Origin of the sequence: Actinomadura rayongensis, from assembly GCF_009831215.1 — a bacterium.
Lineage (GTDB): Bacteria > Actinomycetota > Actinomycetes > Streptosporangiales > Streptosporangiaceae > Spirillospora > Spirillospora rayongensis.
This window is the reverse complement of the sequence record NZ_WUTW01000001.1, coordinates 824,868-851,341: the sequence shown is the minus strand read 5'-3', so window position 1 is coordinate 851,341 and position 26,474 is coordinate 824,868. Positions and strand designations below refer to the sequence as shown.

The 26,474-nt window shown below is 74.2% G+C and carries 31 protein-coding genes; 15 read left to right on the top strand and 16 right to left on the bottom strand.

Annotated features, from left to right (window positions below; translation table 11 throughout):
* From GQ466_RS04100 to GQ466_RS04085, 4 genes are all read left to right on the top strand, one after another.
* On the top strand, nucleotides 1-669 hold the full coding sequence (locus GQ466_RS04100) for a WXG100 family type VII secretion target (RefSeq protein ID WP_161101402.1): 669 nt from the start codon (nucleotides 1-3) through the stop codon (nucleotides 667-669).
* 62 nt (nucleotides 670-731) lie between these two features.
* Nucleotides 732-1,286, top strand: coding sequence for a DUF3558 domain-containing protein (locus GQ466_RS04095; RefSeq protein ID WP_161101401.1), 555 nt, complete (start codon nucleotides 732-734; stop codon nucleotides 1,284-1,286).
* Nucleotides 1,287-1,312: 26 nt separating this feature from the next.
* Nucleotides 1,313-1,696, top strand: a complete 384-nt coding sequence (locus GQ466_RS04090; protein WP_161101400.1) for a hypothetical protein — start codon at nucleotides 1,313-1,315, stop codon at nucleotides 1,694-1,696.
* Between the two features lie 77 nt (nucleotides 1,697-1,773).
* Nucleotides 1,774-2,673, top strand: coding sequence for an oxygenase MpaB family protein (locus tag GQ466_RS04085; RefSeq protein ID WP_161101399.1), 900 nt, complete (start codon nucleotides 1,774-1,776; stop codon nucleotides 2,671-2,673).
* A 26-nt stretch (nucleotides 2,674-2,699) separates the two neighbouring features.
* Here GQ466_RS04085 and GQ466_RS04080 read toward each other — a convergent pair whose 3' ends face one another.
* From GQ466_RS04080 to GQ466_RS04065, 4 genes are read right to left on the bottom strand one after another with little or no spacing between them, the layout of a single operon-like run.
* Entirely contained in the window at nucleotides 2,700-3,572 is an 873-nt protein-coding gene (locus GQ466_RS04080; RefSeq protein WP_337193309.1) for a RecB family exonuclease, read from the bottom strand.
* A 7-nt stretch (nucleotides 3,573-3,579) separates the two neighbouring features.
* Complete coding sequence (locus tag GQ466_RS04075) at nucleotides 3,580-4,284, bottom strand: MBL fold metallo-hydrolase (protein ID WP_161101398.1); 705 nt, start codon at nucleotides 4,282-4,284, stop codon at nucleotides 3,580-3,582.
* 10 nt (nucleotides 4,285-4,294) lie between these two features.
* Nucleotides 4,295-5,161 carry a PHP domain-containing protein gene (locus GQ466_RS04070; protein ID WP_161101397.1) on the bottom strand — a complete coding sequence of 289 codons (867 nt, stop codon included), beginning with the start codon at nucleotides 5,159-5,161 and terminating at the stop codon, nucleotides 4,295-4,297.
* Nucleotides 5,162-5,178: 17 nt separating this feature from the next.
* Nucleotides 5,179-5,799, bottom strand: a complete 621-nt coding sequence (locus GQ466_RS04065) for a DUF6758 family protein (RefSeq protein WP_161101396.1) — start codon at nucleotides 5,797-5,799, stop codon at nucleotides 5,179-5,181.
* An 85-nt stretch (nucleotides 5,800-5,884) separates the two neighbouring features.
* Here GQ466_RS04065 and GQ466_RS04060 point away from each other — a divergent pair, with 85 nt between their 5' ends.
* The 3 genes from GQ466_RS04060 to GQ466_RS04050 are packed head-to-tail and all read left to right on the top strand — an operon-like array spanning nucleotide 5,885 to nucleotide 8,036.
* Nucleotides 5,885-6,271, top strand: a complete 387-nt coding sequence (locus GQ466_RS04060; RefSeq protein WP_161101395.1) for an NUDIX hydrolase — start codon at nucleotides 5,885-5,887, stop codon at nucleotides 6,269-6,271.
* Nucleotides 6,272-6,303: 32 nt separating this feature from the next.
* Nucleotides 6,304-6,933: a nicotinamide riboside transporter PnuC gene (gene pnuC / locus GQ466_RS04055; protein WP_161101394.1), complete on the top strand. Its 630-nt coding sequence runs from the start codon at nucleotides 6,304-6,306 to the stop codon at nucleotides 6,931-6,933.
* Nucleotides 6,930-8,036 (top strand): AAA family ATPase, encoded by a 1,107-nt coding sequence (locus tag GQ466_RS04050; protein WP_161101393.1) that lies wholly within the window; start codon nucleotides 6,930-6,932, stop codon nucleotides 8,034-8,036. The genes pnuC and GQ466_RS04050 overlap by 4 nt, the downstream gene beginning before the upstream one ends.
* Here the strand turns inward: GQ466_RS04050 and GQ466_RS32630 are convergent.
* Nucleotides 8,020-9,507, bottom strand: a complete 1,488-nt coding sequence (locus GQ466_RS32630) for a CPBP family glutamic-type intramembrane protease (RefSeq protein WP_161101392.1) — start codon at nucleotides 9,505-9,507, stop codon at nucleotides 8,020-8,022. The two genes, GQ466_RS04050 and GQ466_RS32630, sit on opposite strands and share 17 nt — an antisense overlap.
* 65 nt (nucleotides 9,508-9,572) lie before the next feature.
* Complete coding sequence (locus tag GQ466_RS04040; RefSeq protein WP_161101391.1) at nucleotides 9,573-10,511, bottom strand: HpcH/HpaI aldolase/citrate lyase family protein; 939 nt, start codon at nucleotides 10,509-10,511, stop codon at nucleotides 9,573-9,575.
* Between the two features lie 39 nt (nucleotides 10,512-10,550).
* Here GQ466_RS04040 and GQ466_RS04035 point away from each other — a divergent pair, with 39 nt between their 5' ends.
* From GQ466_RS04035 to GQ466_RS04020, 4 genes are read left to right on the top strand one after another with little or no spacing between them, the layout of a single operon-like run.
* Nucleotides 10,551-11,063 (top strand): hypothetical protein, encoded by a 513-nt coding sequence (locus GQ466_RS04035; protein ID WP_161101390.1) that lies wholly within the window; start codon nucleotides 10,551-10,553, stop codon nucleotides 11,061-11,063.
* A gap of 51 nt (nucleotides 11,064-11,114) precedes the next feature.
* Nucleotides 11,115-12,455 carry a magnesium transporter MgtE N-terminal domain-containing protein gene (locus GQ466_RS04030; RefSeq protein ID WP_161101389.1) on the top strand — a complete coding sequence of 447 codons (1,341 nt, stop codon included), beginning with the start codon at nucleotides 11,115-11,117 and terminating at the stop codon, nucleotides 12,453-12,455.
* Complete coding sequence (locus GQ466_RS04025; RefSeq protein ID WP_161101388.1) at nucleotides 12,452-12,934, top strand: DUF1003 domain-containing protein; 483 nt, start codon at nucleotides 12,452-12,454, stop codon at nucleotides 12,932-12,934. Before GQ466_RS04030 ends, GQ466_RS04025 begins: the two co-directional genes overlap by 4 nt.
* Nucleotides 12,935-12,964: 30 nt before the next feature.
* Entirely contained in the window at nucleotides 12,965-14,104 is a 1,140-nt protein-coding gene (locus GQ466_RS04020) for an Mrp/NBP35 family ATP-binding protein (RefSeq protein ID WP_161101387.1), read from the top strand.
* A 51-nt stretch (nucleotides 14,105-14,155) separates the two neighbouring features.
* Here the strand turns inward: GQ466_RS04020 and GQ466_RS04015 are convergent, their stop codons facing one another.
* Nucleotides 14,156-14,719: a TetR family transcriptional regulator gene (locus GQ466_RS04015; protein ID WP_161101386.1), complete on the bottom strand. Its 564-nt coding sequence runs from the start codon at nucleotides 14,717-14,719 to the stop codon at nucleotides 14,156-14,158.
* A gap of 56 nt (nucleotides 14,720-14,775) precedes the next feature.
* Here GQ466_RS04015 and GQ466_RS04010 point away from each other — a divergent pair, with 56 nt between their 5' ends.
* The gene (locus GQ466_RS04010) at nucleotides 14,776-15,735 is read left to right on the top strand and encodes an SDR family oxidoreductase (RefSeq protein ID WP_337193308.1); all 960 of its coding nucleotides are present in this window, start codon (nucleotides 14,776-14,778) and stop codon (nucleotides 15,733-15,735) included.
* Between the two features lie 9 nt (nucleotides 15,736-15,744).
* Here GQ466_RS04010 and GQ466_RS04005 read toward each other — a convergent pair whose 3' ends face one another.
* Entirely contained in the window at nucleotides 15,745-16,083 is a 339-nt protein-coding gene (locus GQ466_RS04005; RefSeq protein WP_161101385.1) for a sec-independent translocase, read from the bottom strand.
* 243 nt (nucleotides 16,084-16,326) lie between these two features.
* Here GQ466_RS04005 and GQ466_RS04000 point away from each other — a divergent pair, with 243 nt between their 5' ends.
* On the top strand, nucleotides 16,327-17,724 hold the full coding sequence (locus GQ466_RS04000) for an alkaline phosphatase PhoX (protein ID WP_237417590.1): 1,398 nt from the start codon (nucleotides 16,327-16,329) through the stop codon (nucleotides 17,722-17,724).
* A gap of 77 nt (nucleotides 17,725-17,801) precedes the next feature.
* Here GQ466_RS04000 and GQ466_RS03995 read toward each other — a convergent pair whose 3' ends face one another.
* The 4 genes from GQ466_RS03995 to sigE form a co-directional block, all read right to left on the bottom strand.
* Nucleotides 17,802-19,427, bottom strand: a complete 1,626-nt coding sequence (locus tag GQ466_RS03995) for a trypsin-like peptidase domain-containing protein (protein WP_161101383.1) — start codon at nucleotides 19,425-19,427, stop codon at nucleotides 17,802-17,804.
* Nucleotides 19,428-19,508: 81 nt separating this feature from the next.
* Nucleotides 19,509-20,516 (bottom strand): sigma-E factor regulatory protein RseB domain-containing protein, encoded by a 1,008-nt coding sequence (locus GQ466_RS03990; protein WP_161101382.1) that lies wholly within the window; start codon nucleotides 20,514-20,516, stop codon nucleotides 19,509-19,511.
* The gene (locus GQ466_RS30590) at nucleotides 20,513-21,106 is read right to left on the bottom strand and encodes an anti-sigma factor family protein (RefSeq protein WP_337193307.1); all 594 of its coding nucleotides are present in this window, start codon (nucleotides 21,104-21,106) and stop codon (nucleotides 20,513-20,515) included. The genes GQ466_RS03990 and GQ466_RS30590 overlap by 4 nt, the downstream gene beginning before the upstream one ends.
* 53 nt (nucleotides 21,107-21,159) lie before the next feature.
* Nucleotides 21,160-21,822, bottom strand: coding sequence for an RNA polymerase sigma factor SigE (sigE, locus tag GQ466_RS03980; protein WP_237417588.1), 663 nt, complete (start codon nucleotides 21,820-21,822; stop codon nucleotides 21,160-21,162).
* A gap of 183 nt (nucleotides 21,823-22,005) precedes the next feature.
* Here sigE and GQ466_RS03975 point away from each other — a divergent pair, with 183 nt between their 5' ends.
* Both GQ466_RS03975 and GQ466_RS03970 read left to right on the top strand, forming a co-directional pair.
* Nucleotides 22,006-22,671 (top strand): O-methyltransferase, encoded by a 666-nt coding sequence (locus tag GQ466_RS03975; RefSeq protein WP_161101381.1) that lies wholly within the window; start codon nucleotides 22,006-22,008, stop codon nucleotides 22,669-22,671.
* Between the two features lie 78 nt (nucleotides 22,672-22,749).
* The gene (locus GQ466_RS03970) at nucleotides 22,750-23,355 is read left to right on the top strand and encodes a hypothetical protein (RefSeq protein WP_161101380.1); all 606 of its coding nucleotides are present in this window, start codon (nucleotides 22,750-22,752) and stop codon (nucleotides 23,353-23,355) included.
* 1 nt (nucleotide 23,356) lies between these two features.
* On the opposite strand, the gene GQ466_RS03965 is transcribed toward GQ466_RS03970, so the two are convergent.
* The 4 genes from GQ466_RS03965 to GQ466_RS03950 are packed head-to-tail and all read right to left on the bottom strand — an operon-like array spanning nucleotide 23,357 to nucleotide 26,428.
* The gene (locus GQ466_RS03965; protein WP_161101379.1) at nucleotides 23,357-24,064 is read right to left on the bottom strand and encodes an anti-sigma factor; all 708 of its coding nucleotides are present in this window, start codon (nucleotides 24,062-24,064) and stop codon (nucleotides 23,357-23,359) included.
* Nucleotides 24,061-24,645 (bottom strand): ECF RNA polymerase sigma factor SigK, encoded by a 585-nt coding sequence (locus GQ466_RS03960; protein ID WP_161101378.1) that lies wholly within the window; start codon nucleotides 24,643-24,645, stop codon nucleotides 24,061-24,063. The genes GQ466_RS03965 and GQ466_RS03960 overlap by 4 nt, the downstream gene beginning before the upstream one ends.
* A complete protein-coding gene (locus GQ466_RS03955; protein WP_161101377.1) occupies nucleotides 24,642-24,905 on the bottom strand; it encodes a hypothetical protein in 264 nt (87 codons plus the stop codon). The genes GQ466_RS03960 and GQ466_RS03955 overlap by 4 nt, the downstream gene beginning before the upstream one ends.
* A gap of 8 nt (nucleotides 24,906-24,913) precedes the next feature.
* Nucleotides 24,914-26,428: a molybdopterin-dependent oxidoreductase gene (locus GQ466_RS03950; protein WP_161101376.1), complete on the bottom strand. Its 1,515-nt coding sequence runs from the start codon at nucleotides 26,426-26,428 to the stop codon at nucleotides 24,914-24,916.
* Nucleotides 26,429-26,474 lie beyond the last annotated feature (46 nt).

The following is a 26,474-nucleotide window of genomic DNA, read 5'->3' as shown; positions in this document are numbered from 1 at the left end:
TTGACCGCACCGCGTCCCGGCCGGCACCGCATGACCGCCTCCAAGAAGTGGCCGAGCAAGGCCGGCACGATCGTCGACATCGGCATCAGCACGGTGGAGGTCCTGGGCGCCAAAAAGGCGCTTGATGCCGCGAAGAGGATGAAGGGCGACCCGGAAGCGATACTCCGGGTGGCCGACAAGTGGCGCGCGGCGGCACAGAGCGTCAAGGACGCGGAGGAACCTCTCTTCAACGCGTGGAACTCACTGACCGCCGACTGGACGGGCGGAGCCTATGACGCCTTCCGCTGGCATATGACGCGGAACGCGTCGGTGGCCGATCTCAACGCGGCGAGCCTCTTCGCGGCGGAGGGCGCGCTGCTGGATCTCGCCCTCGAAGTCACCAATGCCTACAACCTGGCGGTCGATCTCACCACGCTCGCGGCGGGCCGCATCGAGCCCGCCCTCAGCGGCTTGACGTGGACGTCCAACAAGAAGGCGGACAAGCCGACGATCTCCCGTGCCCTGCTCGACTACGTCGAAGCGGTCAACAAGGTCGACACCAGCCTTCGGACGACCCTCATGACCACGAAAGTCGGACTGGCCCGCTTCAAGGCGGAGCTGAGCAAGTTCAGGAGCCCGGCGGAATTCCCGGACGGCGCGGGCGATCCGAAGCGGTGGCTCCCCAAGTGACCGCGGGTCGTTGGCGCATCGTGGGGCGGCGGGCAGCCGCGCCCGCCGGGATCCTCGCGGTCGTGGGCCTCGGCGGATGGTTTCTGGGCAGCGAAGGCACCCCGGACACGGGCCCGAAGCCGTCCCATGCCCCCTCCTCGCCGACCACGAGCCCTGGTTCCTGGCCCGCCTTTTATGATCCCCCGGATCCCTGCACGCTCATCGATCCGGCGAAGGTCGACGAACTCCGGCAGCTCGCCGAGGTGAAACCCAAGAAGAAGGACGTCGTCACGGTGCCCGGCACGTGCACCTGGGAACTCGACCGTCCCGGCGGCACGACGTCCGTCATCGTCAAGATCAATGATCTGCGCACGCGCACGACCCAGCAAATTCCGGGCGCGCCGCCCTGGGCCACGATGAAATGCGCCGGCACGGTCCTGCGGGCCGACGGCGGTCAGTACTGCCAAGGAACCGACCGGCGGTCCTTCCTCTCCGTCAGCCGCCGCAATCTCTATGCCTGGGTCATGTGGGCGGACACCGCGGTGAGCCGCACCAGACCCGACGGAAGACGCGTCGCGGTGGAGAACCGCGTCAACCGGCAGCTGGCCGACCAGCTTCTCGCCCGCCTGCCCGGCTGAGAACGACCATCCGGAGGAGTGTCCACGTGACCGCCAACGAGTACAAGGCACGCGCGCGAATGATCCGCAGGAGCGGCGACTACATCAACGACGCCGTCAACTCCTGGTCGAACGCACCGCTCATCCTCGACGGGGCGGCCCTTCCGGCCAACTGTTTCGGGATCGTCGGCGAGGAGGTCGGACTGCGGGACGAATACGAACTCTGGCGGGCGAAGACCATCGTCGAGTTCAACGACGAGACCAACGTCCTCATCCGCAACCGGGAGGCGGTGTACGCCACGGCGGACCGCTATGAGGGCGCCGAGAGGAAGGCGACCCAGCACGTCAACGGCCTTCCGCGGCACCGACCGGAGATCGACAACGACGGCAGCGACTACGAGTCCCGGTACGGCTGGGCGCGGGACGCCTGACCCGGGGGTGGGCGGGGCGGGGTAGTAATGGCACACTTACATCGGTTCGATCGATCAACCGATGCGGAGGCGTGCCGATGTCCGCGACCGTCCAGCCCCCTGAGAGCGTCACCTGGCGCGTTCACATCGACCGGTCCATGTGGGTCGGCGGCGTGCGGAGTCTCATGCTCCAGGCGTTGCATCCGCTCGCTATGTGGGGGGTCTGGCAGAACTCCACGTTCCAGGAGGATCCGTTCGGGCGGCTGCAGCGCACGGCGGACTTCGTCGGGACGGCGACGTTCGGCGCGCCCGACGAGATCGACGCGCTCGCCGCGCGTGTCCGGGGCATCCATCGCAGCTTGCGGATTCTCAACCATGACACGGGGAAGCGGGAGCGGCTGGACCAGCCTGAGCTTTTGCTCTGGGTCCACTGTGCGGAGGTCTACTCGTATCTGGAGGTCGCGCGGCGGTCCGGGCTGCCTTTGACGGCCGCGATGGCGGACCGGTATTTGGACGAGCAGCGGCATACCGCCACGTACGTGGGCCTGCATGTCGAGGACGTGCCTGGGAGCGTCGCGGAGATGGAGGACTACTTCGCGTCGATGCGGCCCGTGCTGCGGGTGACCGAGGAGGCGGCGGCGACCGTCCGGTTCCTGCTGTGGCCGACGCTGCCGCCGGAGTTGCGCTTTCTGAGCGCGGGCAAGCCGGGGTACTTCCCGTTCGGTGCGCTCTGCTATTACGCGCTGCCGGACTGGGCGCGGCGCATGTACGGGACGCTGCCCGAGGTGCCGCAGCCCGCCGTGACGGCCGCGCTGCGCTCGTTCCGGACGGCGCTCAGCACGGTGCCCGAGCGCGTCCACGACCGCGCGTTCGCCAAGCCGACCCGGGCGATGCTGGAACGTGCCCGGCAGCGGCTCGCCGGCGAGGGGTACGACCTCGCGCGCGGGCTCTACGGCCTCCGCGACCCCCGCCGCTGGCCCGCCCCCGTCCCCGCCTGACCGCCCGTGTCTCGGCGTCGGACGGGTTAGGAGACTGCTGCCCAGGGTTCCTTGGCGGGGGCGGCGGCGCGGCCTTCGGGGCAGTGGCGGGCGAAGTCGCACCAGGCGCACAGGCTGCCCGGACGGGGTGGGAAGAGTTCGTCGTGCGGGGCGTGGTCGATGGGCGCGTCGCCGGAGCGCGGTTTCGGAACACGGTTCCGGTAGGCGGTGTCGGCGGCCTCGGCCTCGGCGGCGATCGACTCGGCGCGGCGGAGTTGGCGGTCCAGGGACGCGTCCGAGTGCTCCCAGGCGGCGACCTCGCCGGTCGGCAGGTGGTGCAGTTCGACCGTCCGGCAGGGGCGGCGCAGCACTCGCGACGCCGCCACCGCGTACAGCGCTAGGGCCAGTGAGCCGCGCGCGTCGTCCGAGGTCAGCGGGCGGCGGCCCGTCTTGTAGTCCACGACGGCCAGTTCGTCGCCGCGCGCGTCCAGCCGGTCGATGCGGCCCGAGACGGCGATGCGGTCGGTGCGGGTCGCGACCGTCCGCTCCACGCCGAGCGGCTCGGCCGCCGGGTCCAGCCCGGACGCGTACCGCTCCACCATCTCGCGGGCGCGGTCGCGCTGCTGCGCGGACTGCTCGGCGTCGCGGAAGCCGTCGGTCAGCCAGCCGCGCGCGAGCAGCGTCCCGGCGGCGGCCGGGGTCCGCTCGGGGAGCGGCAGCCGCCACCAGCCCGCGAGCGCGTTGTGGACGCTGGCCCCCAGGCTGTTGTGCGCCCACGGCGGCCCCTTGGGCGGCGCCGGACGGTCCAGATACGTCATCCGGTACCGGCGCGGGCAGTCCAGCCAGGTGTTGAGCCGGGACGGCGTGCAGGCGTAGAGCCGGCGCGGCATCCCGTCGAAGCCGAGCTGCTCGGCGCTCACCGTGGACTCAGTCGTCCTCGTCGCTGAGCGCGCCCCAGGTGTCCCAGCGCGCGTCCTCTTCGCCGACCGTCGTCTCCTCGCCCTGGCCGGGCAGGACGCGCAGGTCCTTCGGCAGCGGGGTGAGCAGCGCGCCGATCGAGTTGAGCTGCTTGCGCAGGTCGTCGAAGACGCCGCCGACCGAGCCCGGACGGCCCCGGTGCAGCGTGTCGCCGGAGAACAGCACGCCGAGCTGCTCGCTGATCACGCTGACGCTGCCGGGCGTGTGGCCGGGCGTGTGCACGATCTCCAGCTGGACGTCGGCGATCTCGAAGACGCCGCCGTCCTCCAGCCAGATGTCGGGCTCGACGGACCGCAGCGCCTTGGCGTCGTCCTCGTCCTCCTCGGACTTGGCGAGGCGGCCGAAGTAGTCGCGCCACAGCAGCCGGTCGGAGCGGTGCAGGGCGATGGGCGCCCAGTCGTCCTCGTCCTCCTCGCCGGCGGCGGCGACCTCCAGCGCGGTGGCGAGGTGGTGCTCGTTGCCGTCGGTGAGGATGACGGCCATGACCTCGCGGTCGCCCACCTGCTTGAGGACCGCCTCGGCGTCGAAGCCCGGGTCGATCACGATGACCTCGTCGTCGTCGCCGACGAGGTAGGTGTTGTTCTCGACGTCGTGTTCGGTGTCGTCGAGGGCGGTCGTCCCCGACGTCACGACCTGATCAATGCGCGCGTCCACGTCCCGCACCCTACCGCGCGGCGGTGACGGGCGTTACAGCGCCGGACGTCGCGGCGACGAGCGCGGCGTAGGCGGCGGGGTCGGTGGTCTCCGCGCCGAGCCGGTCGCCGGTCATCGCGCCGTGGTCGTCGCTGGAGCCGGTGACGACGAGCCCGAGCGCGCGGGCCTGCGCGCGGAGCGGCTCGCGTTCGGCGGCGTCCTGCTCGGGGTGGTCCACCTCGACGCCGGTCAGGCCCGCCTCGGCCAGTTCCTCGATCAGCTCGTCGCGGTAGTCGTAGCCGTAGCGGCGGGCGCGGGGGTGGGCGAGGACGGTCGCGCCGCCCGCGCCCCGGACGAGCCGGACGGCCGCCGCCGGGTCCAGCGCGTACCGGTCGACGTGGGCGCGGCCCCCCTCGCCGATCCAGTCGGGGGTGAACGCCTCGTCCACGGTGGCGACGGCGCCCGCCGCGACGAGCGCCCGCGCGATGTGCGGCCGTCCGATCGCGGCGCCGCCGGCCTGGGCGAGGACGTCCTCGAACGTCAGGTCCGCGCCGAGGTCGACGAGTTTGTCGACCATTTTCTGGGCCCGGACGATCCGGTCGTCCCGGACGCGGTCCAGCTCGGCGGTGAGCGCGGCGTCGGCCGGGTCGAAGAGGTAGGCGAGCAGGTGGACGACGCGTCCGTCCCGGTGGCACGACAGCTCGGCGCCGCGCACGAGCGTGAGGCCGGGCGGCAGGGCGGCGACCGCCGCGTCCCAGCCGGCGGTCGTGTCGTGGTCGGTGAGCGCGAGGACGTCCAGTCCGGCGGCGGCGGCCCGCGCCACCACCTCGGCGGGCGGGCGGGTGCCGTCGGAGACGTCGCTGTGGCTGTGGAGGTCGATGCGCCGGGGATTCGCCATGCCCCAGTTCTAGACGATCAGCGGGCGACGCGGGAGCTGAGCGGGCCGTAGGGCAGGTCGACGGCGAGGCCGGGCTCGCGGAGGTCGAGCAGGCCCGTCGCCTCCATGAGCAGGACGCCCGCCTCGGCGGGCCACAGCACCGCCCACAGCCAGTCGCCGAGCGCCTCGCCGACGAACGCGGCGCGGCCGGGGCCGGACGGGACGGCCCACAGCGGCACCGCGAGCCCGCAGGACGCGCGCGGCCCGGCGACGGCGAGCTTGGCGTGCGGCGCGGCGCTGTCGAATCCGGCGCCGGGGTCGGGGCCGGGCAGCCCTGCGAGGTGGGCGCCGAGCCCGACGCCGGGCTCCTCGGCGACGAGGACGAGGTCGGCGCGTCCGCGCAGCAGGCCGGGGGCCGACAGGGCGACGGCGACGGCGCGCGTCCCGGAGCCGGCGTCGCCGACGGACGCGAAGCCGGTCACGAGCCAGCCGGCGGGCAGCGGCCACGGCACCCAGACGGGCACACGCGTGTCGAGCAGGACGGCGGCCAGCTCGTCCGGGCCGGGGACGTTCGCGGGCCGCCACGGGAGCACGGCGCCGTGGGTCGCGCAGGTCCGGTCGGCGCGCAGCGCCCCGAAGCAGCGTGGGCATGCCTCCATGACTCCTCACCCTGCGTCGGGGCCGCGCGGACGTCAACGCGTCGACCTGCAAAAACCTGGTCATCGTTGCGCCACAATGAGGTCCATGCGCGTGCGGTGCGTGGGGGCGGTCGTCCGGGACGACGCGGGGCGGATCCTGCTGGTGCGGCGCGGCCGTCCGCCGTCGGCCGGGTCGTGGTCGGTGCCGGGCGGGCGCGTCGAGCCCGGCGAGGACGACGCGGCGGCCGTCGTGCGCGAGCTGCGCGAGGAGACCGGCCTGGATGTCGTGCCGGGCGCGCTGCTCGGCACCGTGGACCGTCCGGGGCCGGGATGCGTCTACGAGATCCACGACTACGCCGCAACCGTCGCGGGCGGGGTGCTGCGGGCGGGGGACGACGCGGACGATGTCCGGTTCGTCCCCATCGCCGAGCTGGCCGGGCTGCCGCTCGTGCCGGGGCTGGTGGCGGCGCTCACGTCCTGGGACGTCCTCTAGGATCTTCGCCGCCCCTCCCCCTGGAGTTCCCCGTGCTGCACGACCTGATCGGCCCGCTGCTGCGGCCCGCGTTCCATCTCGGGACCGTCCCGACGAGCTGGGCGGAGCTGCTCGGCTTCGCGACCGGCGCGGTGAACGTGTGGCTCGTGGTGCGGCAGAACATCGCGAACTGGCCGGTGGGGGCGGCGAACGTGGTCCTGCTCGGCCTGGTGTTCCTGGACGGCGGCCTGTACGCGGACGCCGGACTCCAGGCCGTGTACCTCGTGCTGCAGTTCTACGGCTGGTACGTCTGGCTGTACGCGGGGGACGGACGGGACGCGCTGCCCGTCCGGCGGACGACCCCGATGGAATGGGCGTCGCTCGGTGCGGCGACCGTCGTTGCCACCGGGCTGCTGACGTGGATGCTCGCGCGGTGGACGGACTCGACCGTCCCGTTCTGGGACGCGTTCACCACCGCGCTGTCCCTGGCCGCGACGTACGGGCAGTCCCGCAAGCTGCTGGAGTCGTGGTGGCTGTGGATAACCGCCGACCTGATCTACATCCCGCTCTACTTCTACAAGGACCTCAAGCTGACGTCCGGCCTGTACGTGCTGTTCCTCGCGCTGTGCGTCGCCGGCCTGCTGGCCTGGTCGCGGGACCGGCGGGCGGCGGTCGCCGCGTGAGCCGGTACGCGCACGGGCTCGTCATCGGCAAGTTCTATCCGCCGCACGCGGGCCACCATCACCTCGTCGACCGAGCGGCGGAGCAATGTGCGCGGGTCTCCGTGCTGGTGTGCGCGTCCACGGCGGAGAGCGTCCCCCTTGCGTTGCGGACGGCGTGGTTGCGCGAGCAGCATCCGCAACCGCATGTGGACGTCGTCCCGGTGATGGACGACGTCGAGGTGGATTACGCGTCCGACGCGATCTGGTCGGCGCACGTGGACGCCTTCCGGAGCGGATTGGCAGCGCTCAGCGGCCCGGGCGCGCCGCGTCCGCCGGTGGACGCGGTGTTCAGTTCCGAGGAGTACGGGCCCGAGCTGGCCCGCCGGTTCGGCGCGGCGCACGTGCCCGTCGACCCGCCGCGCGCCCGGTTCCCCGTCAGCGGGACGGCCGTGCGCCGCGACCCGGTGGCGGCGTGGGAGTGGCTGGCGCCGCCCGTCCGGGCGTACCTGGCGCGGCGCGTCGTGGTCGTCGGCGCGGAGTCCACCGGCTCGACCACGCTGGCGCGGGCGCTCGCCGCGCACTACGCCGCGCGCGGGGGGCCGTGGGCCGCGACGCGGTGGGTGCCCGAGTACGGCCGGACGTTCACCGAGGAGAAGCTGGCGGCGGCGCGCCGCGCGTCCGGGAACCCCGGCCTGTGGCTGGACGACCTGGTGTGGGAGTCGGCGGAGTTCACCACGATCGCCGAACGGCACCTGGCGCTGGAGGACGCGGCGGCCCGCGCGGGCTCGCCGCTGCTGGTCTGCGACACCGACGCGTTCGCGACCGCGCTGTGGCACGAGCGCTACCTCGGCGCGCCCGCCCCGGACGTCGAGCGGCTGCACGCCCGCGCCCCGCACCATCTGTGGATCCTGACGTCCGCCGCCGGGGTGCCGTTCGAGCAGGACGGCTGGCGGGACGGCGCCGACGTCCGGCTGTGGATGGACGGCCGGTTCCGGGAGGAGCTGGCGCGGCGCGGGATGCGGCACGTCGTCGTCACCGGCGCGCCGGACGACCGTCTCGCCGCCGCCGTCGCCGCCGTGGACGCGCTGCTCGCCGAAGGTTGGACGTTCAGCCCGCCGCTGTGACCCGCGCGATCTTGAACCGGCGGGCGAGGAGGACGATGAGCCCGGCGTAGATCAGCATCGACGCGACGTCGGCGGCGACGTACGCGCCGGGCACCGCGCCCTGCTCCAGGTTCAGCGTGCCGAGCGCCGCCGGGACGAGGAACGCCATCAGGTTGTTGCAGACGTGCATCGCGATGCCCGCCTCCAGCCCGCCCGTGCGGACGGTCAGCCAGGCGGCGACGGCCCCGAACAGGAAGATGTCGAGGACGCCCCAGCCGGTGTAGCCGTGCGCGGACGCGAACAGCGCCGCGCCGACGACGATGCCGGGCCACGGCGTCCGCAGCACGCGGCTGAAGGCGCGGGCGACGCGCCCGGTGCGGCTCTCCAGCGTCCACGCGCCGACGCTCTGGAGGACCCAGCCCCGGAAGGTGAACTCCTCGGCCGCCGACTGGAGCGGCGCGAACAGCAGGATCACGATCGCGGGGCCGACGAAGCTCCCCCAGCCGACCCACGCGCCGTCGTCGCTCGCGTCGGCGGGGACGACGGTGTCGGCGGCGAGCCCGAGCCCGTACGAAACGGCGCAGAACAGCACGGCCGCGCCGCCGCAGATCGCGAGCCAGCGCCAGCGCAGCCGTCCGGCGACGGACGCGACCGTCCCCGGCCGCCGCCGCTGGAACGCCCACGCCGCGAGCAGCACGACGGGGAGCAGCAGCGCGATGGACAGCAGGTTGAACGCCAGGTCGGTCGTCGGGTCGCCGAAGAACTCGGTGTCGTCGCCGGACATGTCGGGCGTCCCGCCGGTCACGACCGCGTACCCGATGAGGAACGCGATCATCAGCGCGACGGCGAGCAGCAGATAGGCGGCGGCGCCCGCGAACGTCCCGGCGATCGGCCGCCACCAACGGTGCACCGCCGTCCGCGCCATCCGGTGGTAGGGCGTCCCCGGCTCCGGCGCGACGCTCCACACCCGGCGCGGCGGCGGCTGCCCGTACGCGTACCCCGCCGGCCCCGGCGGCCCGTAAACCCCCGGCGGCCCGTACCCGCCCGGCTGACCGTAGCCGCCGGGCGCGCCCTGCGGCCCGTAGCCGCCCGGCTGACCGTACGCGCCGGGCGGGCCGTAACCGCCCGGCTGGCCGTAGCTGCCTGGCTGACCCGGAGGGCCGTAACCGCCCGGGTGGCCGTACGCGCCCGGAGCGCCCGGAGCCCCGGGACCGCCAGGCCAGGCAGGGGCGCCCGGGGCGCCGGGCTGGTCGGGCGAGCCGTTCGCGCCCGGGGCGTCGGGGACGCCCGGGGTGCCTGGGGTGTTGGGCGGGGCGTATTCCTGGGGCCACTGCCAGCCTGGCTGGGGCGGGGCGCCGAAGACGGGCGGTGCGGGGGCGGGGTCGGGGTCGGGGCCCGTCCAGCCGTCCGCGTCGAAGGGCGGGGTGGGACGGGGGCCGTCGGGGTACGCCGCGTCGGGCGGTACCCAGCCGTCGTCCGAAGGTCGCGTCACCGTCTGCCTCCCCGTGCCCCGAACCCGTCGCTACGCAGCGTACGCGGATCCGCCGGCGCTGCGCGTCACGCCGGGGGCGCGAACGTCCGGGTGCGGCGCAGCCCGGCCGCGCGGCCCTTCGCCGCGACGACCAGCGCCATCTTGCGGGACGCCTCGTCGATCATCTCGTCGCCGAGCGTCGCCGCGCCGCGCCCCTCGACCTCGGTGGCGTACGCGTAGGCGTCGAGGATCAGCTCGGCGTGGTCGTAGTCGTCCTGGGACGGCGAGAACACCTCGTTCCCCGCCTCGATCTGCGCCGGGTGCAGCACCCACTTGCCGTCGAACCCGAGCGCCGCCGACCGGCCCGCGACGCGCCGGAACGCGTCCACGTCGCGAATGTTGAAGTACGGCCCGTCCACCGCCTGGAGGTCGTGGGCGCGCGCGGCGAGCAGGATCCGCATGAGGATGTAGTGGTACGCGTCGCCCTCGGTGTAACCGGGCGGCTGCTCCCCCACGGTCAGCGTCCGCATGTTGATGGACGCCATGAAGTCGCCAGGACCGAACACCAGGCTCTCCAGCCGGGGCGAGGACGCGGCGATGGCGTCGATCGCGGTCATGCCCCGGGCGTCCTCGATCTGGGCCTCGATGCCGATCCGGCCGCGCTCCAGGCCGGTCGCCAGCTCGATCTGGGTGAGCAGCCGGTCCAGCCACTGGACGTGCGAGGCGTCCTGCGCCTTCGGCAGGATCAGGCAGTCGAGATGAGCGCCGGCGCCCTCCACGACGTCGATGACGTCCCGGTACGCCCACGGCGTCGCGAGGTCGTTGATCCGGACGGCGCGGACCTTGCCCGTCCAGTCGCCCTCGTTGAGCGCCGCCACGACCAGCTTGCGCGCCTCGGCCTTCGCGGACGGCGCGACCGCGTCCTCCAGGTCCAGGAAGATCTCGTCGGCGGGCAGCCCCTGCGCCTTTTCGACGAACCGGGGATTGCTGCCGGGGACCGCGAGGATCGTGCGCCGTGATCTCATGCGCCGGATCGTAGCGGCGGGTGTGAGACCCTGACGGGCATGGGTGAGGACAACAGCGCGCTGGTGGAGGAGGCGGCCAAGAAGTCGGGCCTGCTGTGGCTGGACCTGCCCGGCCTCCCGCAGCCCCGCGCCGCCTGGCACCTGTGGCACGACGGATCGGCGTACGTCCTGACGGGCGGCGACGGCGAGCAGCCGCTGCCCGGGCTGCCCGAGGCGCCGAGCGTCCGGGTGATCCTCCGCAGCAAGGACAAGGGCGGACGGCTCGTCACGTTCACCGCCCGCGCCGAGACCGTCGAGCCCGGCACCGAGCTGTGGGACGAGGTCGTCCCGCAGCTCGCCAAGGACCGGCTCAACGCCGCGTCCCACGACGGCCAGACCGAGCGCTGGGCGGCCGAGTCGTACGTGATCCGCCTCACCCCGGACGGTCCCGCGGAGGGCCCCGGCGAGCACGACGACGCGTACGCGGCCGTCCGCCCGATCCCGACCCCGGCCGCCACCGCCGGCCCCCCGCCGCGCCTGGTCGGCGGAAAGCGCCGCCGCGCCGACCGCTAGGACCCCACCGGCCGCCGGATGGGCGCAGGTCCCGTGGGTACGCTCGTGCGCATGAGCGGATCTTCGACGCGGGTGTTCATCGCCCGCCTGGCCGGGATCGCGGTGTTCGATCCGGTCGGCGACCAGGTCGGACGGGTCCGCGACGTCGTCGTCTCGCTCCGCCTCGGCCGCCGGATGCCGCGCGTCCTCGGCCTCGTGGTGGAGGTGTCGCCGCGCCGTCCGGTGTTCCTGCCGATCACGCGGGTCACCGTCATCGAGCCGGACGCCGTGGTGTTCGACGGACGGCTCAACATCCGCCGCTTCCGCCAGCACGAGTCCGAGACGCTGGTGCTCGCCGAGATGCTGGACCGGACCGTCCGGCTCCGCTCCGACGGCGAGCGCGTCACCGTCGTGGACGTCGCGATGGAGCCCACCCGCACCCGCGACTGGGTGATCGCGAAGGTCGCCGTGCGCCCGCCGCGCCCGGCAAGGCCGCGCGGGCTGCGCCGCCGGGGCGAGAGCCGCGTCGTGGACTGGGACGACGTCGAAGGCTTCTCGATCGTCGAGTACGGGCAGGGCGCGGCCGGGCTGCTCGCCGCGTTCGAGCGGATGAAGGCCGCCGACCTCGCCAACGTCGTCCACGAGCTGCCCGAGAAGCGGCGCGGCGAGGTCGCCGCCGCGCTGGACGACGAGCGCCTCGCCGACGTCCTGGAGGAGCTGCCCGAGGACGACCGGGTCGAGATCCTCGGCAAGCTGGAGGTGGAGCGGGCCGCCGACGTCCTGGAGGCGATGGGCCCCGACGACGCCACCGACCTGCTGCGCGACCTGCCCGCCGAGCAGCGCGAGAACCTGCTGCTGCTGATGGAGCCGCACGAGGCCGCGCCGCTGCGCCGCCTGCTCACCTACGAGGACGACACGGCGGGCGGCCTGATGACCACCGACCCGGTCGTCCTCGCCCCCGACACGACGGTCGCCGAAGCCCTCGCTCACATTCGCAACCCCGACCTCAACCCCGCCCTCGCCGCCCAGGTGTACGTGTGCCGTCCCCCGGTCGAGACCCCCACCGGGCGCTATCTCGGCACGGTCCACTTCCAGCGGCTGCTGCGCGAACCGCCGCCCACCCTCGTCAGCGGGATCGCCGACACCGAGCTGGAGCCGCTGCGTCCCCGCGAAAGGCTCCAGGACGTCGCGATGTACCTCGCCACCTACAACCTGGTCGCCGGTCCGGTCGTGGACGAGGACGGGCACCTGCTCGGCGCGGTCACGATCGACGACGTCCTCGACAACCTCCTGCCCGCGAACTGGCGCGAGAGCGTGATGGACGCGTCCGCGTTGGAGGGCGCCGACCCCGAGGAGGAGGCGCTGCGCCGCGCCGCCGACGACGAACGCACCGGCCCGACGGAGGACCCATGACGTCGCCACGGCTCGACCAGCCGCGCGAGATCCGCCGCACGCTCGTCCCCCGGCCGCACTACGACCCGGAGTCGTTCGGGCAGGTGTCCGAGCGCATCGCCCGGTTCCTCGGGACGGCCCGGTTCATCGTCTACATGACGGTGTTCATCGCCGTGTGGGGGGCGTGGAACGCTCTCGCGCCGCCGTCCCTGCGCTGGGACCCCTACCCGTTCATCTTCCTGACGCTGATCCTGTCGCTCCAGGCGTCCTACGCGGCCCCGCTGATCCTGCTGGCCCAGAACCGGCAGGACGACCGGGACCGCGTCCAGTACGAGCAGGACCGGGCCCGCAACGAGCGCAGCATCGCCGACACCGAGTACCTGACCCGGGAGATCGCCGGGCTGCGGCTGGCGCTGAACGAGGTCGCGACGCGGGACTTCGTGCGGTCCGAGCTGCAGGCCCTGATCAAGGAGCTGGACAACCGGGACCCGCGGCCCTAGCACCTTCGCGGAGTCCATACCATGGGGTACATGGCCTCCCAGCTAACGACGGAGCAGGTGACCGCGGCGCTCGCGACCGTGAACGACCCTGAGATCCGCAAGCCCATCACCGAGCTCGACATGGTGAAGAGCGTCGACATCGCGCCGGACGGCACGGTCAGCGTCGGCATCTTCCTCACCGTGGCGGGCTGTCCGATGAAGGACACCCTGACCCGCAACGTCACGGAGGCCGTGAGTCGTCTGGACGGCGTGACCTCGGTCGCCGTCGAGCTGGACGTCATGAACGAGGAGCAGCGCAAGGCGCTCCAGACCAAGCTGCGCGGCGGGGAGCCCGCCAAGGAGATCCCGTTCGCCAAGCCGAACTCGCTGACCAAGGTCTACGCGGTCGCGAGCGGCAAGGGCGGCGTCGGCAAGTCGTCGGTCACGGTGAACCTGGCGGCGGCGCTGGCCGCGCAGGGCCGCAAGGTGGGCGTCGTGGACGCCGACATCTACGGCCACTCGGTGCCGCGCATGCTCGGCGTCGAGCACGCGCCCACCAAGGTCGAGGACATGATCATGCCCCCGACCGCGCACGACGTGAAGGTCATCTCGGTCGGGATGTTCACCGCCGGGAACCAGCCGGTCGTGTGGCGCGGGCCGATGCTGCACCGCGCGCTCCAGCAGTTCCTCGCGGACGTGTACTGGGGCGACCTGGACATCCTGCTCATGGACCTGCCGCCCGGCACCGGCGACATCGCGATCTCGGTGGCGCAGCTCCTGCCGTCCGCCGAGATCCTGGTCGTGACGACGCCGCAGCAGGCCGCCGCCGAGGTCGCCGAGCGCGCCGGGGCCATCGCCGCGCAGACGCACCAGCAGGTCGTCGGCGTGATCGAGAACATGTCGTACCTGACCTGCGCGCACTGCGGCGAGCGGCAGGAGATCTTCGGCTCGGGCGGCGGGCAGGCGGTCGCGGACGCGCTCGCCACGACGCTCGGCACCCGCGTCCCGCTGCTCGGGCAGGTCCCGATCGACGCGCGGCTGCGCGAGGGCGGCGACAGCGGCACCCCGCTCGTCCTCGGCGACCCCGACGCCGAGGCCGCCAAGGAGCTGCGCAAGATCGCCGACACGCTCGGCGGCCGGTCGCGCGGGCTGGCCGGCATGTCCCTGGGGATCTCGCCCAAGGGTCGCTGACCCACCGCGAAGGCCCCGGTCCCCGGACCGGGGCCTTCGGCGTTCCCGGGGTCAGCCGGCGGTGATCGTCCTCAGCTCGGCGAACGCTTCCCGGATCCCGGCGGCCAGGGGCTCCTCGTCCGGCCCGTGGATCCAGCGGTCGTAGGCGACCCTGAACGCGGCGAGGCCCGCCTCGGCGGCGAGCGCGGCGGCGAGGCCGGGGACGCCCCGGTCGCGCAGCGCCCCGGCCAGCGCGTCGCCGAGGGCCGCCAGCTTGATCAGTTCACGTTCCCGCAGCTCGGGATGGGCGTCGATGACGGCCTGCCGCTGCCGCGCCGCCGCCCGCCGCTCCTCCAGGAGCCGGCCGACGGCCTCGACCGCCGCCGACGTCGCCGTGATCGGCGCGGCGGACGCGGGGGTTTCGGCGGCCGTGCGCACGAGCAGGTCTTTGAGTGGTTCGGTGCCACCGAACAGCACCTCGCGCTTGTCGGCGAAGTGCCGGAAGAAGGTGCGCTCGGTGAGCCCGGCGCGGGCGGCGATCTCGGCGACGGTCGTCCGCTCGAAGCCGCGCTCGGCGTACAGCTCCAGCGCCGCCCGTTCCAGCCGGCCGCGCGCGTCCGGCACCCATCGCCCCATGCCGGGCATCGTAGTCGATGACAGCCACTGACATGCGCGTGGTAGCGTCGAAGACAGTGACTGACATCAACTCCATCGAGAAGGGTCACACCATGCGCGTTCTCGTCACCGGCGCGACCGGCTGGATCGGTTCCGCCCTCGTCCCCGAACTGCTCGGCGCGGGCCATCAGGTCGTCGGCCTGGCCCGCTCGGACGCCTCCGCCGCCGCGCTCGCCGAGGCGGGGGCCGAGGTCCGCCGCGGCTCGCTGGACGACCTCGACGTCCTCGGCGAGGCCGCGGCCGACTCCGACGGCGTCGTCCACCTCGCGTTCAAGCACGACGTCGCCTTCGCCCAGGGCGACTTCCTCGCCGCCACCGCGGCGGACCGCCGCGCCGTCGAGACGATCGGCGCGGCGCTGGCGGGCTCGGACCGGCCGTTCGCCATCGCGTCCGGCACGACCGGCGTCGCCGCGCCCGGCCGGGTCGCCACCGAGGCGGACGGCCTCGGAACGTTCCCCCTGGTGCCCGAGGGCCCGCGCGCCCGCCAGGCCACCGCGCTCTACACGCTGTCGCTGGCGGGGACGGGCGTGCGGTCGTCCGTCGTCCGGCTCGCCCCGACGACGCACGGCGACGGCGACCACGGCTTCCTGGCGACGCTGATCGCCGTCGCCCGGGAGAAGGGCTTCGCCGGCTACGTCGGCGACGGCGCCAACCGCTGGCCCGCCGGCCACCGCCTGGACGCGGCGCGCCTGTTCCGGCTGGCGCTGGAGAAGGCCCCGGCGGGCTCGGTGCTGCACGCGAACGCCGACGAGGGCGTGCCGCTCCGGGAGATCGCCGAGGTCATCGGCCGCCACCTCGGCGTCCCTGCCCGGTCGGTGTCACCCGAGGACGCGCCCGCGCACTTCGGCTGGCTGGCCGCGTTCGTCGGGTCGGACGTCCCGGCGTCCAGCGCGGCGACCCGGAAGCTCCTCGGCTGGGAGCCGACCCAGCCCGGCCTGCTGGAGGACCTGGACAAGGGCCACTACTTCGGCGCCTGACCGTCCGGCTCAGGTGGCCTCGGGGTCGAAGGGCGGGCGCTCGCCGTTCTCCAGGCCGCCGTGCGCGACGGGGTCCTCGAAGGGGGCCTCGTCGCGCAGGAAGTCCAGCGGGTCGTCCTCGAAGAGGTGCTTGCGGACGAACGTCTTCGGGTTCAGGTCCGCGACGTCGAAGTCCTTGAACTCCGGGCCGAGGCCCTTCTGCAGCTCGGCCTTGGCGTTGTCGGCCATCATGCGGAACTGGCGGAGCGTCCGGCCGAGCTGCTGGGCGGCGCCCGGCAGCTTGTCCCCGAAGATCACCAGGGCCAGGACGACGAGCACCACCATCTCGCCGAGTCCGACGTCGAACACCCCGACCTCCCCACACTGAGCAGCCCCGGCGCGGCCGGGGTCACCTCAGCGTAGCCGCCGTCCCGAGCGCGCCGGACCGGCCCCCGGCGCCCCGTCCGGCACACGGCGGGCACCGAACGTGAACGTTCGTCGGAAGTTTCCCTTCGCGTCGCCCGGGGGCCGGTGGCTCGGACGATATGGATCGTTTCAATGCTTTTTGCGGCGATCCAGCCGCTGTGGACGAGTTTTCCAAAGGTGATCGTCTTGGCTTCTTCGTTTTCCCGTCGTGACGTGCTGCGCTCCGGCGCGGCCGGAGGCATCGGCATCGCCGTCGCCGGCAGCCTGGCGGCCCTCGCCGACCCCGCGATGGCGCAGGTCACGCGGCACACGGCGGGCTACGGCCCCGTCGTCCCGGACCCGAAGGGTCTGCTGGCGCTCCCGAAGGGCTTCTCCTACAAGGTCGTCGCCGAGGCGGGCGTGACGAAGCTGGAGTCCGGCCAGGCCACGCCGAGCGACGCCGACGGCACCGCGTTCTTCGCCCACGGCCACCGCTACGCGCTCGTCAACAACCACGAGATCAGCGGCGGCGAGCCGTTCAAGGTCCCGGCGCTGGACGGCCTGACCTACGACCCGGGCGCGGGCGGGGGCACCACCACGATCGACGTCGCCAAGGACGGCTCGCGCGTCCGCGAGTACGTCTCGCTGGCCGGGACGCACAACAACTGCGCCGGCGGCCGTACCCCGTGGGGCACCTGGCTGACCTGCGAGGAGACCGAGCAGCGCGCGGGCGGCGCGTTCGCCAAGGACCACGGCTACGTCTTCGAGGTCGACCCGTTCGACCGGGACGCCAACCAGAGCCCCGTCCCGCTGAAGTTCCTCGGCCGCTACTCGCACGAGGCCGTCGCCGTCGACCCGCGCACCGGCGCGATCTTCCTCACCGAGGACGCGGGCGGCCCCAACGGCCTCTACTACCGCTGGACCCCGCCGCGCGGCTACCGCGCCGGCAAGGGCGCGCTGCGCAAGCTGGCGCTCGGCCAGGGCGGCGACACCGCGGGCCGTCTCCAGGCGATGAGCTGCTTCAAGGGCACCACGCACATCACGGACCTCGCGCAGGCCACGCAGCCCGGCACCCGCTACCGCGTGACGTGGGTGGACGTCCCCGACCGCGACGCGAAGACCACGTCGGTCCGCAAGCAGTTCACCGACGACCAGATCACCCGCAGCCGCAAGCTGGAGGGCGCCTACTGGGGCGACGGCGGCGCGTACTTCGTCGCCAGCTTCGCGCGCCACAGCGACGGCAGCGTCAACGAGCACGACGGCCAGGTGTGGTTCTACGACCCGCGCACCGAGACCGTCACGCTCAAGACGATCTTCGGCGTGAACCCCGACCCCGACCGGGACGCCGGCAACTACGACGGCCCCGACAACATCACCGTCTCCCCGCACGGCGGCCTGATCCTCGCCGAGGACGGCGAGGGCGTCAGCCACCTGTTCGGCGTGACGGACGGCGGCACGGCGTACACGGTGGCCCGCAACGACCTCAACGACAGCGAGTTCACCGGCCCGACGTTCAGCCTGGACGGCCGCATCCTGTTCGCCAACATCCAGACGCCCGGCATCGTCCTCGCCATCACCGGCCCCTGGGGACACCAGCGCCGCTGACCAGCCCCCCGCCCCACGACGACGGGCGCGGATCCCCAGGTGGGTGGGGATCCGCGCCCGTCAGACGTTCGCGCGGGTCAGCCGGCGGCCAGGGTCAGTTCGACCGTGTTCTCCTTGCCGTTCCGGACGTAGGTGACCTTGATCTTGTCGCCCGGGGCCTTGCTGCGGATCAGGGCGATGAGGTCGGACGCGTCCTCGATCGGCTGGGAGTCGACCTTGGTGATCACGTCGCCGGGCTTGAGGCCCGCCTTGTCCGCCGGGCCGCCCGGGGTGATCGGCTGCTGGCCCTGGACCGGCTGCTCCATGATCTTGGCGCCGTCCTGCGAGCGCGGGTCCGGCAGGACGCCCATCTTCGCCTGCTTGACGCTGCCGTTGTTGATGATCTCCTGGGCGACGCGCCGCGCCTGGTTGATCGGGATCGCGAAGCCGAGGCCGATGCTGCCGCTCTGGCTCTGGCCCTGGAGCGACTGGCTGCCGAGCGTCGCGATCGCCGTGTTCATCCCGATCACGCGGCCCTTGGTGTCGACCAGCGGGCCGCCCGAGTTGCCGGGGTTGATCGCCGCGTCGGTCTGGATCGCGTTGAGGTAGGTCGCGTCGCCGCCGTTCTCGCTCTGCGTCGGGACGGCGCGGTTCAGCGAGCTGACGATCCCGGTCGTCACCGAGCCCTGGAGGCCGAGCGGGGACCCGATCGCGATCACCGGGTCGCCGACCGCGATCTGGTCGGAGTTGCCGAGCGCGAGCGCGGGCAGGTCGTGCTGGCCCTCGGGCTTGAGGACGGCGACGTCCGAACTCGGGTCGGTGCCCTTGACGGTCGCGGGCAGCGTCTTCTTGTCGTTGAAGACGATCTGGATCTGGCCGCCCTGCCCGGCGCCCGCCGCCACGTGGTTGTTGGTGACGATGTAGCCGCCGTTGACGATGAAGCCCGTCCCGGCGCCCTCTTCGGTGGCGCTCTTGACGCGGATCATGACGACGCTCGGCAGCACGCGCCGCGCGATGCCCGCGACCGAGTCCGGCGGGCGGCTGACCGCGCCGCCGCCCCCGCCGCCGTCACCGCCGAGGCTGACGGTGCCCTGGTCGTCGTCGGAGGCCAGCACCGCGACACCGGCGCCGACGCCCGCCGACACCAGCGCCACGACCGCCACGATGATCGCGATCAGGCCGAGGCCGGGACCGCGCAGCGCGGACGGCGGGGGCGGCGGCACCGGCGCCCAGTTCGGGCCGGTGCCGGGCGGCGGCGGCTGCTGGCCGTATCCGGCCATCGGACGCGGGCCGAGCGGCGGCTGCCCGTTCAGCGGCGGCTGCGGCGGGACCTGCTGCTGCGGGCCGCCGTGCCAGCCGTAGGGGTTGGCGGGCGCGTCGTGCGGGACGAACCCGGGCCGCTGCCGCGGGTGCGGCGGCGCGTCCGGGCCGGCCGGGGAGCCCCACGGGCGGGGCTGCTCGGGCGGCGGGCCCGCCGGCATCGCGACCGGAGCGTCGGCCGGGCCGTCCGGCGGCGTGAAGCCGCCCGCGACGTGCCGGTCGCCGGGCTCGGGAGCGGCGGGGGGCTCCTCGGGGTCGTCCACCGGGACGGGCTGCTCCTGGTCGATCATCGTGGCGCGGGGAGCCTCCGGCCGCGCGGCGGGTGCCTCGTCGTCCTGGCGCGCCGCTCCGGCCCCGGCGACGGGGCTCTCGTCGTCCGACGGCGACCGGTTCTCTTCCGTCATCCCCAACTCTCCTACCGAGCACCGTTTCTGATCAGTTGCCCCCATCGTGGCGACGAAGGCATGTGACGGGCGTAAAACCCGTCAGTCGAGCGGATCGAGCCATGAGCCTAGCCTGCGCGCACCCCGGTTCAGCCGGGTGCCGACCGCGTCCCCGCGGGGCCGCAGCCCGGCCGCGACGGAGACGGCGGTGGACGCCGGGGCCTCCGTCACGACGGTGAGGACATACCCAGCACCGGACGTGATCGCCCAATGATGCAGGAGATCGTCATCACGGACGAACAGCCTTTGGCCGAAGCGATGCCATCCCGAGAGGGAACCGGGCGCGAGGCGGCCCGGCTGGACGAACACCGACAGCGCCGCGAGGCCGTCGGAGAACCCGAGATGGACGGCCCCGTCGGCGGCGCGGCGGGCGTCGAACAGCCAGAACCTACCGGGCAGCGTCTCGGGCAGCGGCCAGCCCCGGTCGCGGAGCGCGGCGCGGGCGGCGGGGCCGAGCCGGTCCGGCCAGACGCCGGTGGGGAGGCGCGCGGCGAGCTGCGGGCCCTGCGACCCGATCGTCAGGCGGCTGAACCCGGACTCCACGACGCGGCGGCCGTGGACGTCGAACAGGTCGCGGCGCAGGAGCAGGCCGGTGGCGGCGTCGAGCCAGAACCGTCCGGCGACCCGGCCGCTTTCGCGGTGCGCCTCGACCAGGTGGGCGGCGCGGCCGAGCAGGCGCGTGCCGGTGCCGCAGCGGACGGTGTAGTTGCGCAGCAGCGCGGCCAGCACGGGCCCGGACGGCGGGTCGGCGGCGACCCCGTCCGGGCTGAGGACGGACCCGTAGGCGGTGCCCGTGCCGGGCGTGTGGACGACGTTGGACATCGCGCGCGCGGTCCCGACCGTCAGGTAGCGGCGGCCCCGGTAGGGCACGCGGCGGGCGGCGTCGGCGGCGGCGCGCAGCAGCCGGACGGCCCCGGCGTCGTCGGCCGGGGCGCGGCTCTCGGGGCGCTCCCCGAACGGCCCGCCGGTCAGCGCGACGGCGGCGGCGAGGCCGCCCGCGAGCAGGGCGCAGCCGCGTCCGTACGGCGCGCGCAGCCGCGCGCGCCTCACGGCCTGGTCGGGAGGGGTACGGCCGTCTGGAGCGTGCTCGGGTCGGTCAGGGGGTCGGAGACGGGCGACTCGCCCGACAGCAGCGAGTGCTCGACCGCGAACCGGTCGAAGGCGGGGCTGACCTGCGGGGCGTTCTGCCGTCCGCCCGCGATGTAGGCGCCGCCGCCGAGCCCGAGGAACAGGGTGGCCGCGCCGACGGCGACGACGGTGCGCCGCGTGTTCCGCCGGTCGGCGGGGGTTCCGGGCCGTCCGCCGGGCCGTCCGTCGCCGCGCCTGTTGTCACTGCGCCTGTTGTCACGGGGGCGGGTGTCGCGGGGCCGGACCGGACGCGCGGGGCGCGGGGCGCGGACGGGTCCGCACGCGGGCGCCGGTTCGGCCAGCCCGTTGAGCCGGGCCAGGAAGTCCCCGGACGGAGCGTCCCCCGCGTCCGGCGCCGCGAGGCCGCGCAGCCGGTTCTTCAGGCCGCGCAGCACCTCGGCCTCGGCGCGGCAGTCCGCGCAGCGGGCGAGGTGCGCGTGGGCGCGCTCGCGCTCCTCGGCGTCCAGTTCACCGTCGACCAGCGCGGTCAGACGTTCCCCCAGACAGCTCACGTGGCTCCTAGTCGATCGGGCAGGCGGATCGGGCAGATCGGTCGGGGCGCGGGTCAGTGCGCGGCGGCCTCGATGTCCGGCGCGGTGGCCGATGCGGTGGCCGGTACGGCAGCCGGTGCGGCACGGCGCGGCGCGCGGTGCTCCAGCGCGGCGCGGAGCTGCGCCCGCCCGCGGTGGATGCGGCTGCGCACGGTGCCGAGCTTGACGCCGAGCGTCGCGGAGATCTCCTCGTAGGAGAGCCCCTCGATGTCGCACAGGACGACGGCGGCCCGGTACTCGGGCGCGAGCGCGTCCAGCGCGGCCTGCACGTCGGCGTCGAAGTTGCTGTCGTCGAACGCCTGCGCCGGGGTCGGCTCGCGGCCCTGGAGGCGCTCGGCGGCGTCCTCGGCGAGGCCCTCGAAGCGGATCCGCTGCCGACGGCGCGCGCCGTCGAGGAACAGGTTCGTCGTGATGCGGTGCAGCCAGCCCTCGAACGTGCCGGGCGTGTAGTTCGACAGCGACCGGAATACGCGGACGAAGACCTCCTGCGTGAGGTCCTCGGCGTCGTGCTGGTTGCCGGTGAGGCGGTAGGCCAGCCGGTACACCCGCGCCGAGTGCTCGCGGACGACCTCGTCCCAGGACGGCGGCGCCCACTCGGCCTCGGGGGCGTTCTCGCGGGCGGACTGCCGGGGGGCCACGCCCACGGCGCCCTTGAAACTCAGTGCTGCCACTCCCATGATGCCGGGTGTTCCTCTCTGATGACCAACACCGTCGTCTGGAACGACACGGTCGCGCCTGGGCTGGGGCGTTTCCTGCTGTCGCACCGCCGGGCGTCTGGAAGATCGTCCGGCGACGTCATCACCCGCTCCAACGCGCGGTACCGGCGTTTGGTTCCCGGTCAGCGATATGGTCTTTCCAGCATGAGCCAGGCGGGGTCCCGCGAGGAGGCAGCCATCGACGCCCTTTCCGCCACGCTGGCCTACGTGGAGGACTTCCCGGCCGAGGACGAGGCGCTGCTCGCCGCCCGCCGCCGCGGCGCGGAGGTCGGCGCGGTCCCGATCGGCCCCGCCGGGGGCGCCGCGCTGCGGTTCCTGGCCGCGCTGATCGGCGCCCGGACGGTCGTCGAGGTCGGTTCCGGCTGCGGCGTCTCGGGGATCTGGCTGCTGCGCGGCATGGCCAAGGACGCCGTCCTGACCAGCGTCGACGTCGACCACGAGCACCAGCGGCTCGCCAAGCTGGCCTACCGGGAGGCGGGGCTCGGCACGGCCCGCACCCGGATGATCGTCGGACGGGCGCTGGACGTCCTGCCCCGGCTCACCGACAACGCCTACGACATGGTCTTCTGCGACGCCGTCAAGCAGGAGTACCCCGAGTACCTGGAGGCGGCGCTGCGGCTGCTGCGTCCGGGCGGGGTGGTGGCGTTCGACAACGCGCTGTGGCACCACCGTGTGGCGGACCCCACGTGCCGCGACAGCGACACCCGCGCGATACGCGAGGTGGTCCAGGCCGTCCGGGAGGACGAACGCCTGGTGCCGCTGCTGCTCCCGGTCGGCGACGGGCTGCTCTGCGCGGTCAAGAGGCGCTAGGGAGGTCGGTCGGGGTTGGTTGGTCGGGGGTGAGCCCGGGAGGTCGGTCGGGGTTGGTTGGTCGGGGGTGAGCACAGCATGGAGCCGTTCGCCGTACGGGCGCGGCCGACGTGGCGGGCCGCCGCGCAGGCGGTGTCCTGCCTGATCCTGCTGCTGGCGTCGGCGGGGTTCATCACCGGCGGGGTGCTGCGCGGGTTCGGGCTCGGCGGCGCGGTGTTCGCGGTCCTCGGCGCGCTCGGCATCGTGCTGTTCGGCGCGGGGCTGGCGGTGGCGCTCGGGCGGATGCTGTCGCGCCGTCCGGTCCTCGTGGTGGACGACGCGGGCGTGCGTCGTCCGGCGCGCTGGCCGCTGCCCGCCGCGCGCGGCGCGACGCTGGAATGGTCGCGGGTCCAGGCCGTCGGGGCGCTGCGGCGCGGCGTGGACGGCACCCGCAAGGGACGGCAGGACTTCCTCGTGTTCCTGCCGACGGAGGCCATGGTGGACATGGTCCGCACGGCCGAGCGCAACCGGCTGGTCGTGCTGACGCTCCCGGACGTCCCGGCCGACCGGCTCCCCGACGGCGCCGCCGAGGCGCTGCGCTGGTGCGTGCCCGTCGGCCCGCGCTGGGACGCGACGCTCCCCGACGTCGTCAAGGAGATCCGCCGCCGCCACGCGGTGCCCGTCGTGGACCGCCGGACGAAGTAGCTCAGCCCGTCCAGTGAGCCGTGAAGATCTCCGGTCCGGCGGGCTCGGCGGACCCGTCCATCGGCTCGACGGTGACGCCGATGCCGGTGGCGCGGCCGAGGCCGTGGATCATCGCGGGCTTGTCGGCGACGCGCATCCGCCCGGCCGGACGGGGCGCGCCGTCGCCCATGAGCCACACGGCGTAGGTGCGTCCGGCGGGGGCCTTGTCCAGGCCGCTGAGCATGACGACGGCCGCGTCCCGGTCGCGGGACACCACGACCATGCCGTGCCCGCCCGTCGTGACCGATCCGGCGACCGTCCGGGCGTCCGGCGCGGACATCATGTCGGCCATCATGTGCGAACTGGCCTCGGCGTGCTCCGCGCGCCGGTCGGCCTGGTACCAGCCGACGCCGAGCCCGGTCGCGAGGACGAGGCACGCCGCCGCCGCGAGCGCCGGGACGATCCGCCGCAGCCGCCGCGCGCGGGCGGCGGGCAGGCGCGGCGGGGCCTGCCGGGTGCGGGCGGCCTCGGCGAGGACGCGGTCGCGCAGCGCGGGGGGCGCCGGACGCGCGGCGGCGGCGCCGAGCCGCGCGGCGGTCGCCGCCAGCTCCCCGACCTCGGCGGCGCACACGGCGCACCCGTCGAGGTGGCGTTCGAAGTCGCGGCGCTCGTCGGGTCCGAGCGCGTCCAGAGCGTACGGGCCGGCGAGCCCGTGGACGGCGTCGGTCATGATCCCGCTCCCAGGCAGTCGCGCAGCCGGATCAGGCCGTCGCGCATTCTCGTCTTCACGGTACCGAGGGACGTCCCGAGCAGTTCGGCGACCTCGCGGTACGTATGCCCGCCGTAGTAGGCGAGCGTGACGGACTCGCGCTGGATCTCGGTGAGCCCGTCCAGGCAGCGGCGGACGCGTTCGCGCTCCAGCCGTCCTTCGACCTCCTCGCTGACGGCGTCGAACGCGGGGCCGTCCGCGCGGTGGGCGCGTTCCTCCCGGTCGGCGGCGGCCTGCGCGGAGCGGACGCGGTCCACGGCGCGGCGGTGCGCCAGCGTCATGATCCACGCCAGGGCGCCGCCCCGCTCGGCGTCGTAGCGGGCGGCGGTGCGCCACACCTCGACCAGCACCTCCTGCGCGACCTCCTCGGCCTGCGCGGGGTCGCGCACGACCCGCAGGACGAGCCCGTAGACCGGCCCGGAGACGAGGTCGTAGAGCTGCGCGAAGGCGTCCTCGTCCCCGCGCGCGGTGCGCGCGAGGAGCGCGGCCGGGTCCCCCGCGCCGCCGGGGCGGCGCGGGGACGCGGCGGGCGACGGTCTCACTTGCCGCCGGGCTCCATGCTGTGGCCCTCCATCGGCTCGTGGCTCTTCATCGGGTCCCCGCTCTTCATGGGCTCGTGGCTCTTCATGGGGTCACCGCTCTTCATCGGGGTCATCGAGTGGTCCGTCATCGGCGAATGGCTCATCGACGGGCTGCCCGAAGGGCTCACGGTGCCGCCCGTCTTCGCGTCGCCGTCGTCGCTGCCGCAGGCCGTGAGGCTGACGGACAGGCCGAGGACCAGCGCGACGATGCCGTACTTCATTGTGTCTCCTAGTTTCGGTGAACGGTGACGGTGGTCTGGTGCCAGCCCGTCGCCCCGTTGGGGAACGGGTCGGCGTTATCTCCGGACTGGACGGCTCCGGTGCCGTCCACGGCGCGGGCCTCGATGCGGTGCCGTCCGGGGACGGCGTCCCATTCGAGGACCCACTGCCGCCAGGTATCGGTGTTCGGGACGGGCGCGAGCTGCGCCGTCCGCCAGGGGCCGTCGTCCACGCGGACCTGGACGGCCGAGATCCCCCGGTGCTGCGCCCACGCGACGCCCGCGACGACGATCCGGCCCGCCTTCACGTCGGCGGACGGACGCGGCAGGTCGATCCGCGCCATCGTCCGGACGGTCCCGTGGTCGGCCCAGCCGCGCTCGGTCCAGTACGCCCGGTCGTCGGTGAACCGGGACACCTTGAGGTCCACGACCCACTTGGTCGCCGAGACGTAGCCGTACAGGCCGGGGACGACCATGCGGGCGGGGAAGCCGTGCCCGACGGGCAGCGGCGCGCCGTTCATCGCGACGGCGAGCAGCGCGTCCCGGCCGTCCATGAGCGCGTCGAGCGGGGTGCTGACGGTGAACCCGTCGGCGGACCGGCTGAACACCTGGTCCGCGCCGGACCTCACCCGCGCCTCGCGCAGCAGGTCGGCCAGGGACGCGCCGAGCCAGCGCGCGTTGCCCGCGTACTCGCCGCCGACCTCGTTGGAGACGCAGGTCAGCGTGACGTCCGCTTCGAGCAGCGGGCGCCGCAGCAGCTCGTCGAAGGTGATCTCCAGCGGACGGTCCACGAGGCCGTGGACCCGCAGTTTCCAGTCGGCCGGGTCGACCTGCGGCACGACGAGCGCGGTGTCCACGCGGTAGAAGTCCCGGTTCGGGGTGGTGAACGGGGTGAGCCCGCGGATCCGCAGGTCGGCGGCCTTGGGCAGCGGCGGCGCGGGCCGGGCGGGGGCGGGCAGCCGGGTCGCGGCGCGCGCCTTGGCGACGCTCTTGCGGCCCGCGAGCGACCGTCCGAGCAGCGTGCTCCCGGCCGCGAGCGCGGCGGCGCCGCCCGCGAGCGCGAGGAAGGACCGGCGGTCCCCCGGCGCCGCGCGCGCGGCGGCCGGGAGCAGGACGGCGACGACTCCGGCGGCCGTCGCCGCGCCGAGCAGGACCGGCAGCGCGTCCACCGGCCCGGCGTCCGGCCGCGTCAGCGCGGCGGCGGCCCCCGCGACCGCCAGCGTGCCGAGCAGCGCGCCGGCGAGCCGGGGACGCGTCCGCGCGAGCAGCCCGAGCAGCGCCGCGACGATCCCGGCGCCGACGAGCATCGAGCCGAGCAGCACCTGCTTGTCGTGCGTCCCGAACTGCCGGATGGCCCAGTGCTTGAGCCATTCGGGCGTCCGGTCGATCCCGGCGCCGCCGAGCGCGATGAGCGGCGCGGACTGCGGCCGGACGAACGCGGCGGCGAGCTGCGCGGCGCCGAGCCCGGCGGCCCCGGCGACGAGTCCCGCCGTCAGCGCGGCGACGCGGCTTCCCTGGTGGGTCATGCAGGGGATTCGGAGCCGCGCGGCTCCCGGATTGGTCGGCTCCGCG